10 protein-coding genes are annotated in these 12,153 nt (G+C 74.2%); 2 read left to right on the plus strand and 8 right to left on the minus strand.

Features of this window, described 5'->3' with window-relative positions; translation table 11 throughout:
• Window positions 1-92: 92 nt before the first annotated feature.
• The 6 genes from ACIRD3_RS02600 to ACIRD3_RS02625 all read right to left on the minus strand — a co-directional run bounded on the left by ACIRD3_RS02600 (window position 93) and on the right by ACIRD3_RS02625 (window position 7,729).
• Window positions 93-1,571, minus strand: a complete 1,479-nt coding sequence (locus ACIRD3_RS02600; RefSeq protein WP_402210396.1) for a sugar porter family MFS transporter — start codon at window positions 1,569-1,571, stop codon at window positions 93-95.
• A gap of 123 nt (window positions 1,572-1,694) precedes the next feature.
• Window positions 1,695-2,666 (minus strand): L-histidine N(alpha)-methyltransferase, encoded by a 972-nt coding sequence (gene egtD / locus ACIRD3_RS02605; RefSeq protein WP_402210399.1) that lies wholly within the window; start codon window positions 2,664-2,666, stop codon window positions 1,695-1,697.
• Window positions 2,667-2,708: 42 nt separating this feature from the next.
• Complete coding sequence (egtC, locus tag ACIRD3_RS02610; protein ID WP_402210402.1) at window positions 2,709-3,458, minus strand: ergothioneine biosynthesis protein EgtC; 750 nt, start codon at window positions 3,456-3,458, stop codon at window positions 2,709-2,711.
• Complete coding sequence (gene egtB / locus ACIRD3_RS02615) at window positions 3,458-4,921, minus strand: ergothioneine biosynthesis protein EgtB (protein WP_402210405.1); 1,464 nt, start codon at window positions 4,919-4,921, stop codon at window positions 3,458-3,460. The genes egtC and egtB overlap by 1 nt, the downstream gene beginning before the upstream one ends.
• Window positions 4,918-6,225, minus strand: coding sequence for an ergothioneine biosynthesis glutamate--cysteine ligase EgtA (gene egtA / locus ACIRD3_RS02620; RefSeq protein ID WP_402210794.1), 1,308 nt, complete (start codon window positions 6,223-6,225; stop codon window positions 4,918-4,920). The genes egtB and egtA overlap by 4 nt, the downstream gene beginning before the upstream one ends.
• Window positions 6,226-6,556: 331 nt before the next feature.
• Window positions 6,557-7,729 (minus strand): aminotransferase class I/II-fold pyridoxal phosphate-dependent enzyme, encoded by a 1,173-nt coding sequence (locus ACIRD3_RS02625; RefSeq protein WP_402210408.1) that lies wholly within the window; start codon window positions 7,727-7,729, stop codon window positions 6,557-6,559.
• 193 nt (window positions 7,730-7,922) lie between these two features.
• Here ACIRD3_RS02625 and ACIRD3_RS02630 point away from each other — a divergent pair, with 193 nt between their 5' ends.
• Complete coding sequence (locus ACIRD3_RS02630; RefSeq protein WP_402210411.1) at window positions 7,923-8,510, plus strand: antibiotic biosynthesis monooxygenase; 588 nt, start codon at window positions 7,923-7,925, stop codon at window positions 8,508-8,510.
• Between the two features lie 89 nt (window positions 8,511-8,599).
• Here ACIRD3_RS02630 and ACIRD3_RS02635 read toward each other — a convergent pair whose 3' ends face one another.
• Together ACIRD3_RS02635 and ACIRD3_RS02640 are read right to left on the minus strand one after the other, a co-directional pair.
• Entirely contained in the window at window positions 8,600-9,082 is a 483-nt protein-coding gene (locus ACIRD3_RS02635) for an SRPBCC family protein (protein ID WP_402210414.1), read from the minus strand.
• 109 nt (window positions 9,083-9,191) lie between these two features.
• Complete coding sequence (locus ACIRD3_RS02640) at window positions 9,192-10,973, minus strand: glycoside hydrolase family 15 protein (protein WP_402210416.1); 1,782 nt, start codon at window positions 10,971-10,973, stop codon at window positions 9,192-9,194.
• Between the two features lie 265 nt (window positions 10,974-11,238).
• Between ACIRD3_RS02640 and ACIRD3_RS02645 the strand changes: the two genes are divergently transcribed.
• Window positions 11,239-12,045 carry an SAM-dependent methyltransferase gene (locus ACIRD3_RS02645; protein ID WP_402210419.1) on the plus strand — a complete coding sequence of 269 codons (807 nt, stop codon included), beginning with the start codon at window positions 11,239-11,241 and terminating at the stop codon, window positions 12,043-12,045.
• The last annotated feature ends 108 nt before the right edge of the window (window positions 12,046-12,153 follow it).

Genomic DNA, 12,153 nt, shown 5'->3' on the forward strand with positions numbered 1-12,153 from the left:
AGTGAACGATTCGGCCCCCGCTCCCGCGCTGATCGCGCTAGGGTGCGGGGGCCGAAGGTCCGACTGTCGGATCAGCCGATTACGGCTGTCCGTCAGCCCATGTCCTCCAGTCGGACGCCCTTGGTCTCCTTCAGGTACTTCGCCACGAAGAGCACGGACAGCGCCGCGAAGGCCGCGTAGACCAGGTACGTCGCGGACAGGTTCCAGCGCGACATCGACGGGAACGACACGGTGATCACCCAGTTGGCGATCCACTGCGCGGAGGCGGCGACGGAGAGCGCGGCGGCGCGGATCCGGTTGGGGAACATCTCGCCGAGCATCACCCAGACGACCACGCCCCAGGACATCGCGAAGAACAGCACGAAGGCGTTGGCGGCGATCAGCGCGACGGTGCCCTGGAGGTCCGGCAGCGTGAGGTTGTCGCCGCTGCCGGTGGCCGAGGAGAACGCCCAGCCGGCCGTGCCGAGCGCGACCGCCATGCCGACCGACCCGATCAGGGCGAGCGGCTTGCGGCCGATCCGGTCGACCAGCACGATCGCGATCACGGTGCCGAGGATGTTGATGACCGAGCCGATGAAGCTGATCAGCAGCGAGTTGCTCTGGTCGATGCCGACCGACTGCCACAGGATCGACGAGTAGTAGAAGATCACGTTGATGCCGACCAGCTGCTGGAAGACCGACAGGCCGATGCCGACCCAGACGATCGGCAGCAGGCCGAAGCGGCCGCCGAGCAGGTCGCGGAAGCGCGGGCGGTGGTCGGAGGCGATCAGCGCCTGGATCTCGGCGATCCGGGCGTCGGTGTCCACGCCCTCGCCCTCGACCTCGGCGAGCACCTTGCGGGCGTCCGCCAGGCGCTCGGCCTGGATCAGGTAGCGCGGGGACTCGGGGATGACCGAGGCGAGCACGAAGTAGACCGCGGCCGGGACGACACAGATGCCGAGCATCCACTGCCAGGCCTCCAGGCCGAGCAGCGCGCCGCGGGTGTCGCCGCCGGCGGCGTCCGCCAGCACCCAGTTGACCAGCTGGGATATCGCGATGCCGAGCACGATCGCGGCCTGCTGGAAGGAGGCGAGCCGGCCGCGGTACTTGGTCGGCGCGACCTCGGCGATGTAGGTCGGGGCGATCACCGAGGCGATGCCGATGGCCGCGCCGCCGAGGACGCGCCACAGGGCGAGGTCCCAGGCGGAGAAGGGCAGCATCGAGCCGACGGCGCTGACCGCGAACAGCAGCGCGCCCGCCTTCATGACCTTGATCCGGCCGTACCGGTCGGCGAACCGGCCGGCCAGCGCGGCGCCGACGGCCGAGCCCAGCAGGGCCGAGGAGACGATCAGGCCGGTCACGCCGTCGCCGACGCCGAACTTCTCCTGGATGCCCGAGACGGCGCCGTTGATCACGGAGCTGTCGTAGCCGAACAGGAAGCCGCCGAGGGCCGCGGCGGCGGTGATGAAGACGACGAAGCCGAGGCGGCCGGGCGCGGGGGCCTCGACCGCCCCGGAGGGCTTCTGGGTGACGCTCACGATCTGACTCCTGGTACTCAACTCTGAGCTCGGTAGCCGCGATCGTAACCCCATTCGTTCAACTCCTGTACATCGGGATGCGCAATCCGGACACCGAGAATTCGTAAGGTGAACAACCAAATTGAGCCACCCAGGGCACGTCCCGGGGTGGGCGCGTGCCCTGGGTGGAGCGCGCCGCTAGACCGGTGCGGAGAGCGAGAGCCCGAAGCGGCCCTCCGGGTCCGTCCACCAGTGGGCGAGCCGCAGCCCGGCCGCCGCCAGCTCCTCGGCCACCCGCTCGCGGCGGAACTTGGCCGAGACCTCGGTGCGCAGCTCCTCGCCGCGGGCGAAGTGCACCGGCAGGTCCAGTGCCGGGATCTTCACGGTCTGCGAGCGCAGCGAGCGCAGCCGCATCTCGATCCACTCCTGCTCGGCGTCCCAGAGCGCGACGTGCTCGAAGGCGTCCGGGTCGAAGTCGGCGCCCAGCTCGCGGTTGAGCACGTTGAGCACGTTCCGGTTGAACTCGGCGGTGACCCCGGCGGAGTCGTCGTACGCGGCGACCAGCACCCTCGGGTCCTTCACCAGGTCGGTGCCGAGCAGCAGGAAGTCGCCCGGGTCGAGGGCGCCGCGCAGCCCGCGCAGGAAGGCCGCGCGCTCCTCGGGCAGCAGGTTGCCGAGGGTGCCGCCGAGGAAGGCGACCAGGCGCGGGCCGCCGGCCGGGGGCAGTCCGAGGCGGGCGGTGAAGTCGGCCAGCACGCCGTGCACCGCCAGCCCGGGGTACTCGGTGGCGAGCGCGGTGCCGGCCGCGGTCAGCGCGCTCTCGCTGACGTCCACCGGGACGTAGGTCTCCAGGGTGTCGAGCGCGCGCAGCGCGTCCAGCAGCAGCCGGGTCTTCTCGGAGGAGCCGGAGCCCAGTTCGACCAGGGTGCGGGCCCGGGTGGCGGCGGCGATCTCGCCGGCCCGGGCGGTCAGGATGGCCCGCTCGGCGCGGGTGGGGTAGTACTCGGGCAGCCGGGTGATCTCCTCGAACAGCTCGCTGCCCCGCGCGTCGTAGAACCACTTCGGCGGCAGCCACTTGGGTTCGGAGGTCAGGCCGTGCTGCACGTCCTGGCGAAGCGTGGTGCTGAAGTGGTCGGCGGGCAGCAGTCGGGTGAGATCGAAGGTGTCCATGACAGGGTGGTTCCTCTGTTCAGAAGATGAAGGGAGAGCTGGTCAGGAGTGGCTGGGGAGCGGGTGGACGCCGACGCTCCGGCCGTCGGCCAGCAGCAGCGAGCCGGCCGGGACGGGCGTCCAGCCCGGGTCGTCGTCGTACGGCTCGGAGGCCACCACCGTGCCGAGGCCCGGCAGGGTGCGGTGGTGCAGGGTGTCGCCCCAGGTGGTCGCGGCGATAGCGGCGCCGTCGGTGAGCAGCAGGTTGAGCCGCCCGGTGGTGTGCGCGGCGACGTCCGCGACGGTGCCCGCCAGGGCCTCGCCGAGCCCGGCACCCGCCCGCAGCCGGTGCAGGGTGAGGGCCCACAGCAGGGCCGAGTCGGTGCGCGCCTCCAGGTCCAGCAGCTCGGCGGGCGGGAGCAGCGCGGCCAGCGCGTCCAGCTTGCCCGGCCAGCCGACCACCGCGCCGTTGTGGCTGAACAGCCAGCGCTCGGCGGCGAACGGCGCGGCCGCGCTCGCGCCCGCCGCGCAGCCCTCGGTGGCCGAGCGCACGGCCGCCAGCAGGGCCCGGGTGCGGACCACCCGGGCGAGGTCGGCGAAGGTCTCGTCCGCCCAGATCGGCCCGGTCCCGCGGTGGCGGGCCGGCACCTCGTCGCCGTCCGCGTACCAGCCGAGGCCGAAGCCGTCCACGTTGACCGTGCCGTACTGCTGCGTCCGGGGCGCCCAGGACTGCCGGTACAGCCCGTACGGCGGGCGCACCAGCAGCTCCCGGGGTGCCAGCGGTTCGCCCAGGTAGGCGAGGTGGCGGCACATCAGGCGTCCGCCAGGTCGCGGGCGGTGCGGAACCCGGCGAAGATCTGCCGCCGGACCGGGTAGTCCCAGTTGCGGAAGGTGCCGCGGCAGGCGACCGGCGCCACCGCGAAGCAGCCGCCGCGCAGCACCTTGTACTCCGGTCCGAAGAAGACCTCCGAGTACTCCTTGTAGGGCCAGGCCCGGAAACCCGGGTACGAGCGGAAGTCGCTGGCCGTCCACTCCCACACGTCGCCGATCAACTGCCGGACGCCGTACGGGGACTCGCCCTGCGGGTAGCTGCCCGCCGGGGCCGGGCGCAGATGGCGCTGGCCGAGGTTGGCGTGCTCGGGGCCGGGGGCGCCGTCACCCCAGGGGTAGCGGCGGGAGCGGCCGGTGGCCGGGTCGTGCCGGGCCGCCTTCTCCCACTCGGCCTCGGTCGGCAGCCGGCGCCCGGCCCACCGGGCGTAGGCGTCCGCCTCGTACCAGCTGACGTGCAGCACCGGCTCGTCCGCGGGGACGGGCTCGACCGTGCCGAAGCGGCGGCGCAGCCACTCGCCGCCCTCGTGCTGCCAGAACAGCGGGGCGCTCAGGCCGGCCTGCTGCCGGTGCTCCCAGCCTTCCGGGGTCCACCAGCGCGGGTCGTCGTAGCCGCCGTCCGCGATGAAGCGCTGGTAGGCGGCGTTGGTGACCGGCGTGGTGTCCAGCAGGAAGGCGGGCAGGTCGACGGTGTGCGCCGGGCGTTCGTTGTCCAGCGCCCAGAGCTCGGTGTCCGTGCCCATGGTGAACGGGCCCGCCGGGACGAGGACCTCGGCCGGCAGGGCGGCCGCGTCGGCGGGTGCGGGCGGCGGCGGGGGAGCGGCCAGCGCCGGCTCGCCCCTGCGCAGCTGATGGGTGATCAGCATCGTTTCGTCGTGCTGCTGTTCGTGCTGCGCGATCATCCCGAACGCGAACCCGGCGTCGAGCAGCGGCGCGCCCTCCAGCGGACTGGCGGCGAGCAGGTCCAGCACCCGGCCGCGCACCTCGTGCGCGTAGGCGCGGGCCTCGGCGGGCGGCAGCAGCGGCAGGCTCGGGCGCTCGGCCCTGGGGTGCTGGAAGGCGTCGTACAGCCCGTCGATCTCCGGGTGCATCGGGTCGTGGCCGCCGACGTTGCGCAGCAGCCAGAGCTCCTCCTGGTTGCCGATGTGCGCGAGGTCCCAGACCAGCGGGGACATCAGCGGGGAGTGCTGGGCGGTGAGGTCGCCGTCCTCGACGCAGTCGGTCAGCGCGGCGGTCCGGGCGCGGGCGGCCAGCAGCTCGGCGGCGATGGTCTCGCGCAGGTCCTCGATGCCGCGGGCCGCCTCGGGGGAACGCGCCGCCCCGTCGTCGCGCGCCGCCCCGTTGCCGCGGGCCGCCGCCGCGATGCCGCCGGCTGATGCGAGGCCGCGAGCCGGTCCGGCCTCCGGGGCGGGGGCCGCGGTCGGGCCGTTCGGTCGGACGTCGGTCATGGTGCGGCCTCCTCCGGAGGAGTGCGTAGGGTGCCGGAACGCAGGGCGTCCAGCTGGTCGTCGGCCGGGCAGCGGCCGCGCGCGGGGTAGCGCTCGGCGTACTGGGCGACGGCGGCGCGCAGCCACCCGGCGCCGGGCAGGCGGCCCAGCGCGGCGTCGGCGGCGGCGAAGCAGGTGAGGGCGGCGCGGCGCAGTTCGGGGTCGGCGACCGCCAGGGTGGCGGCGCGGCGCCAGGCCTCGCTGCGCGGCGCTCGCGGACCGTCGGCGCCCTTGGCCCGGTCGAGGGCGTCCAAGGGCTCCAGCGCGGCCAGCGCGAGGTCGGCGGCCACCGGGTCGTCCAGCAGCGCGGTGACCAGCGCCGCGACCACCATCCAGCCGTCCCCGGGCTGGGCGTCGATCATCCGCAGTTCCAGGTGGCCGCGCGGGCGCACCGGTGGGAACAGCGTGGTGCGGTGGTACTCCAAGTCGGCGAGCGTGGGCGGGCGTTCGCCGGCGCCGCGGATCCAGTCGCGGAAGGTCAGCCCGGGCGGGGCGGTCCACGGCAGGCCCTCCGGCCGTCGTACGCACAACACTTCGGCGTCCAGCACGTACCGGGCCCAGGCCTCGCGCGGGTCGCCGTGGTCCGGCTCCGGGGCCAGCGTGCGGGTCGGGTCCATCCGGGACCAGACCGTCTGCCGGGTCGACCGGTGACCGGTCGGCCGGCCGTCCAGGAGCGGGGAGTTGGCGAAGGCGGCGACCAGCACCGGGCCCAGCCGGTGGACCAGCCGCCAGCGGCGTTCCACCGCGTGCGGGCCCTGCGCCTCGCCGGCGTCCAGGCACACCTGCACCGACGCGGTGCCGGTCATCATGATCCGGCCCCACGGCCCGGCGGAGTCGAAGAACCGCTCCATCGCGAGGTAACGGGGGTGGTCCAGCACCATCCGTCGGGGGCGGGCCAGTGGGTCCGTCCCGGTGCCGGTGAGTCGCAGGCCCTGCGCCGCGAAGGCGGCCCGCAGGGCGGTCAGATCGCGTCGGGTGTCATCGACGCAGGCCAGGAGGCCGGTGGCGGGCGGGGAGCTGAGCTCGACCTGTCCGCCGGGTTCGAGCGTGAGGCGCGAACCGGAGGGGAGCGAGGTGCCGTCGGCGCCGCCGAGGGGCAGCGACTCCAGTGCGGCGTGGAGCAGTTCCGGCCGTACGGGCCGGGTGGGACATCGATCGTCATGGACGAACCACTCGACCTCGACACCCACCAGTCGGGGCGGTCCGATCTTGAAGCAGACGCCCGACACATGGCTGCGCGCCCCCGATTCGGTCAACGGGGTCACCCCCGTCGGGGGCGGTGGTGCGCTCTGCCGGTCGGGCGGAGTGGTGCGGGATATCGGCATCACCGGACTCACCATCCTCGGGATCACGATTGCGGCCCGGTCTACCTTGCCCAGTCTGCTACGGAGCATGCGGCGACGCCCTGCAAAAATCGCGTGAACGTTCGTTTCTGCAGGTCAGGGGCGTGGCGAACGGGTGAGACCGGAGATCCGGGGCCGCCGGTACGCGGGTGTGCACGCGGGGTGCGCGGACCGGCACATGCCGGAGTCACGGGAGGGGGCGCGGGAGGATTGCGGGAGGGGGCGGGAGGATTGCGGGAGGGGGCGGGAGGGCTCACGGCAGGTCGAGCCGTTCCAGGCGCGCCAGCACGGTGTCCAGCACCGAGCCGGGCAGGGCGTAGTTCAACCGCAGCGAACCGCGGCCGCCGGGGCCGAACTCGGCGCCGTCGGAGGCCTCCAGGCCGCAGCGCTCCAGCAGTGCCCGCCGGGCGTCCTCCGGCGGCAGGCCGAGGGCGGCGGCGTCCAGCCAGAGCAGGTACGAGGCCTGGGGGGCCGAGCGGACGGCGGCGCCGAGCCGGTCGGTCAGCCGGGTGCGGGCGGCCGCGAGGTGGGCGAGCAACGCGTCCAGCCAGGGGCCACCCTCGCGCAGCGCCGCCCGCTGCACGGTCTGCTCCAGCAGTCCGCCCTCCCAGAGGCCGTACCCGGCCATGGTGCCGGTGAGCCTCGCGCGCAGCTCCGGATCGGGCACGAGCGCCCAACTACTCGGGATCCCCGAACAGTTGAAGGTCTTCCCGACGGAGTTGAGGGTGACGACGTGCCGCCGGTGCGCCGGATCGGCGGTGGTCACGGCCACCGCGTGGCGCAGGCCCGGGTAGGTGAGGTCACCGTGCACCTCGTCCGAGACCAGCAGCGCGTCCGACTCCGCCGCCCACCCGGCGAGGCCGCTGACCGTACCGGTCGGCCACACTCGGCCGGAGGGGTTGTGCGGGCTGCTCAGCAGCACGGCGGAGGCGGGACGGGGGAGCGGGCCGAGCGGCATCCGGTAGCCGGTCGGGCCGAGCCGCAGCGGCAGCTCCCGGTACGGGACGCCGGCGGCGCGGCAGATCTGGGCGAAGCCGGCCCACTCCGGGGTCATGAGCAGCGCGGGCGCCTGCGGCCGTACGGTCTCCAGCAGCAGGCGCAGGGCGGTGCGCGGGCCGCAGGGCAGCAGCAGGACCCAGTCCGGATCCACCTCGGCGCCGTGCCGGGCGCGGTACCAGTCCGCCACCAGCGCGCGGCCGGCCGGGTCGCACACCGTGTAGCCGTACGCCCGGTGGCCGGCGCGCCGCCGCAGCGCCTCGGCGACGGCGGGCGGGCCGGGGAGGTCCATGTCGGCGAGGCCCATCGGGATCACCCCGGGAGCGTCCGCCCGGGCCCACTTGCTGCTGCCGGTGCCGGAGCGGTCGAAGGGGGAGGTGAAGTCGAAGCCGCCGGCGGGGGCGGTGGGAGCGCTGGGAGCGGTGGGCATGGGCGGGGCCTCCGGTGCATCGGGACGCTCCGGCCACGGTAGGCCCGGCGGGGCCGTCGCGTCCCACGCTTCGGGCACGGGTGGGCGGATAACCGGGCGGCCCGTAGGCTGCGCGGCGGCCCGCGGCCGTGGACGGCGGGGCGGACGAACGGGGACGGCGGAGCGCGGGCCTCCGGGAGAGGGGCACTGGGGAATGGCGGCGACGGTACGGGGGACGGTCGACGAGCCGACCGAGCACGGCGAGGAGGTCACGCTGTTCGTGGCGCGGCGGGTGGAGCCGGGCTACGAGGAGGCCTTCGAGCGGTGGGCGGAGAACATCCTCGCCGCGGCCACGGAGCACGCGGGGAACCTCGGCACCGGGTTGCTGCGGCCGTCCGGTCCGGACGAACCCTGGCACCTGCTGCTGCACTTCCGGGACGCCGGGGCGTTCCGCGCCTGGCAGGACTCCCCGGCGCGGGCGGCCTGCTTCGCCAAGGCGGACGGCCACCACCACGAGGTCCACCGGCACGAGATCCACGGGATGGAGGGCTGGTTCGCCACCACCCCGGGCGCGGCGCAGCGCCGACCGCCGGTGCGCTGGCGGATGGCGGTGGCCTCGACGATCGCCATCGCGCCGCTGGTCGTGGCCTCCACGGTCGCCTTCGGGCCGTACCTGACCGGCCTGCCGGTGGCCGTGCGACCGCTGGTCACCGCGCCGCTGATCAGCGCGCTGATGACGTACGCGGCGCTGCCGGTGGTGACGCGGGCGCTGCGGCGGTGGCTCTTCCCCGGAACGGACTGATGACAGATGACAGCTGACAGATAACAGATTTCAACATCTGTCAGCTGTCATCTGTTGTCTGTTCGCTGAAAGTTGTCAGCCGTCACCCGTCACCCGTCACCCCGTCGCTCGACCGCCGCCAGGTGCGCCGCGAGCCCCAGCCGCCCCCGGCGCATCATCACCGCGTGGTTGGCCCGGAACACCGGGTGCAGCGGCAGTGCGAGCCGGCGCAGCAGCGGCTTGCCGGGCCGGGTCTCCTCCTCGAACAGCACCCGGCTGCCCGCGCCGGCCCCGTCGCCCGCGCCGTCCGGACGCACCGTGAACCGTGACCACCCGTCGAGGTCGCCGCGCATGACCGCCTCCAGCACCCCGGCCGCCGGGTCGCGGCGGCTCGGTGCCAGAGCGATCACGAGCCGGTACGGCAGGAGCGCGCGCACCACCACCTCCCCGGTGTCCTCGCCGGTCGGCCGGACCTCGCGGATCTCCGGCCACCACAGCGGGTAGCTCCGTACGTCCGCCAGCGCCGCGTACACGGCCTCCGCAGGTGCCGCGAGTCGCCACACGCCCCGGAAGCGGTAGTGGTTGGGATCCACGCGCCCACCCTAGCCCCGCACCGCCCCCGCGCCCACGAGTCCGACGAACTCCGACGACTTCCGAAGAACTCCGGCTCGCTCAGGCCGGATCAGGCCGGATCAGGGCGGATCACTCCGGTTCGGCCAGCGCGAAGGCCGTGTTGACCAGCGCCACATGGCTGAACGCCTGCGGGGTGTTGCCGAGTTGGCGCCCGGAGCGCGGATCCCACTCCTCGGAGAGCAGTCCCACGTCGTTGGCGAGCCCGACCGTCCGTACGAACAGGGTGCGCGCCTCGCTCCGGCGCCCGGTCGCGGCGAGCGCGTCGGCGAGCCAGAACGAGCAGGCCAGGAAGGCGCCTTCGCCGCCCGGCAGCCCGTCGCCGTGGTGCCCGGCCCGGTAACGGCGTACCAGTCCGCCGTGTTGGAGCCCGTCCCGGACGGCGTCCACGGTGCGCACCACGCGGGGGTCGTCCGGTGGCAGGAAGCCGCTCTTGAGGACGAACAGGGTCGCCGCGTCCAGTCCGCGTCCGCCGTAGTGCTGGACGAACACGCCGCGCTGACGGTCGTAGCCGTGCTCGCACACGTCGGCGTGGATGTCGTCGCGCAGCGCCCGCCAGCGGTCGACCGGGGCGGGCAGCCCGGTCGCCTCGGCGAGCCGGACGGCGCGGTCGGCGGCCACCCAGCACATGACCTTGGAGTGCACGAAGTGCCTCCGCCCGCCGCGCACCTCCCAGAGGCCGTCGTCGGGTTCGCGCCAGTGCCGCTCCAGGTGGTCCATCAGTGAGCGCAGCAGCGTCCAGACGTGCCGTTCCATCGGCAGTCCGGCCCGCAGCGCGAGGTCGAGGGTGTCCATCACCTCGCCGTAGACGTCGAGTTGGAGCTGGTCCACGGCGGCGTTGCCGAACCGGACCGGCCGCGAGCCCTCGTACCCGGGCAGCCAGTCGGCGACGGTCTCGCCGAGCACCCGCTCCCCGGCGACTCCGTACACGGCCTGGACGTGTCGCGGGCCTCCGGCGATGGCGCGCAGCAGCCACCGGCGCCAGGCGGCGGCCTCCTCGCGGAACCCGCCGCGCAGCAGGGCGGAGAGCGTCATCGAGGAGTCGCGCAGCCAGCAGAAGCGGTAGTCCCAGTTGCGGGCGCCGCCGATCAGCTCGGGCAGGGAGGCGGTGGCCGCCGCGACGATCCCGCCGGTGGGGGCGTAGGCGAGCGCCTTGAGGGTGAGCAGCGAGCGCAGCACGGCCGCGCGCCACTCGCCCCGGTACTGGCAGCCGGACGCCCAGTGCTGCCACTGGGCGACGGTGGCGAGCAGCGCCTGTTCGGGGTCGGTGCGAGGGGCGGAGGCCAGGTGGGAGGGCTGCCAGGTGAGGGCGAAGGGCACCCGGAGTCCGGCGGTGACGGTGAACTCCGAGGTGGTGACGCCGTCCAGGCCGTAGGTGTGGACGCCGGCCGGTACCCGGAGCCAGGCGGAGTCCGGCCCGGCGACGGCGACCCGGTGGTGCCCGGTGCGCCGCACCCACGGGTCGATCCGGCCGTAGTTGAAGCGCAGCCGCAGCGTCCCGCGCATCGCCACCGTGCCCTCCAGGCCCTCGACGATCCGGATCAGCTGCGGTTCGCGCCGCCCGCCCTGACCGCGCTGCGGCATGAAGTCGGTGATCCGCACCCGCCCGCCGGCGGTGTGCCACTCGCTCTCCAGGACCAGGCTGTCGTCGCGGTAGCGGCGGGTGTGGCACTCGGCGGCGCCGTCCGGGGCGATCCGCCAGGCGCCGTGGCGCTGGTCGCCGAGGAGTCCGGCGAAGCAGCTGGGGGAGTCGAAGCGGGGCAGGCACAGCCAGTCGACCGATCCGTCCCGGCCGACCAGGGCGGCGGTCTGCAGGTCGCCGATGAGGGCGTAGTCCTCGATGCCTCCGGCCATCAGGCCCATTGTCGGCCTCACCCCCGCCGTCCCGCACCGCAGGAAGCCGCTGTGGCGTCCCGCACCGCAGGAAGCCGCTGCGGGGAGGGCGCCTGCGCCCGGGAGCGGGCGACGCCACGGAACGGTGACCGCCGCCAGGAGCCGGGCACTCCGCTTGCACCCGTTCGGGGTGCGGGGGAGGATCTTCTGTGCTTGTAGTCTCATCTGTCACAGCGGCATCCCCAGGGTGCTGCTGCCCCAGAACCGGAGTGAAGGAGTCACAGGCATGCGGCGACCGAGCTGGGTACCGGAGGGTACGGACCTGGACAAACCGAACGCCGCGCGGGTCTACGACTACTACCTGGGGGGCTCGCACAACTTCGAGGTCGACCGGGAGATGGCCCGCAAGGCGATGGAGCTGTGGCCGGAGCTGCCGCAGATCATGCGTGCCAACCGGGCCTTCCTGCGCCGCGCCGTGACCTTCCTCGCCGAGCGGGGCGTCACCCGCTTCCTGGACATCGGCTCCGGCATCCCGACCTTCGGCGCGGTGCACGAGATCGCCCGCGCGATCCGTCCCGAGGCGAAGGTCGTCTACGTGGACCGGGACCCGGTCGCCGTCGCGCACAGCCGGCTGCTGATGGCGGACGACCCGGCGAGCTCCGTCGTCCAGGCCGACCTGCGGGACGTCGACGACCTGCTGGCCCGCCCCGAGGTCGCCGAGCTGCTCGCGGAGGGCGAGCCGGTGGGCGTGCTGCTGGTGGCCGTCGCGCACTTCGTCAGCGACGCCGAGGACCCGTGGAAGCTGATCTCCGTGATCCGCGACGTCCTCCCGGCCGGCAGCGCGCTGGTGCTCTCGCACGCCTCCCTGGAAGGCCGCCCCGACCAGGCGGAGGACCACCAGAAGCTCTACCGGATGACGCCGACCCCGCTGACCATGCGCACCCGCGACCAGATCACCGCGATGTTCGACGGCTTCGAGCTGGTCGAGCCCGGTGTGGTCTACCTGCCGCAGTGGCGCCCGGACCAGCCGGAGACGGTCGGTGAGCACCCCGAGCGGATGACCGGGGTGGCGGGCGTGGGGTTCCGCCCTTGAGCGGACGGGACGGACGAGGCACCGACGGCCGCCCGGCCCGCGCGACGGCCGGAAGCCCGGCCCGCGCGACGGCCGCCGGCCGCACGGCCCTCGTCCCCACCACCGGCG

This window comes from Kitasatospora sp. NPDC093550 (genome assembly GCF_044764985.1).
GTDB lineage: Bacteria > Actinomycetota > Actinomycetes > Streptomycetales > Streptomycetaceae > Kitasatospora.

Bases quoted from the DNA above. Each gene is read 5' to 3' on its own strand.
- egtD (WP_402210399.1), bottom strand. From the start codon at position 2,666: ATGGACACCTTCGATCTCACCCGACTGCTGCCCGCCGACCACTTCAGC.
- ACIRD3_RS02625 (WP_402210408.1), bottom strand. From the start codon at position 7,729: ATGCCCACCGCTCCCAGCGCTCCCACCGCCCCCGCCGGCGGCTTCGAC.
- ACIRD3_RS02645 (WP_402210419.1), top strand. From the start codon at position 11,239: ATGCGGCGACCGAGCTGGGTACCGGAGGGTACGGACCTGGACAAACCG.
- ACIRD3_RS02630 (WP_402210411.1), top strand. From the start codon at position 7,923: ATGGCGGCGACGGTACGGGGGACGGTCGACGAGCCGACCGAGCACGGC.
- ACIRD3_RS02640 (WP_402210416.1), bottom strand. From the start codon at position 10,973: ATGGCCGGAGGCATCGAGGACTACGCCCTCATCGGCGACCTGCAGACC.
- egtC (WP_402210402.1), bottom strand. From the start codon at position 3,458: ATGTGCCGCCACCTCGCCTACCTGGGCGAACCGCTGGCACCCCGGGAG.
- ACIRD3_RS02600 (WP_402210396.1), bottom strand. From the start codon at position 1,571: ATGGGGTTACGATCGCGGCTACCGAGCTCAGAGTTGAGTACCAGGAGT.
- egtB (WP_402210405.1), bottom strand. From the start codon at position 4,921: ATGACCGACGTCCGACCGAACGGCCCGACCGCGGCCCCCGCCCCGGAG.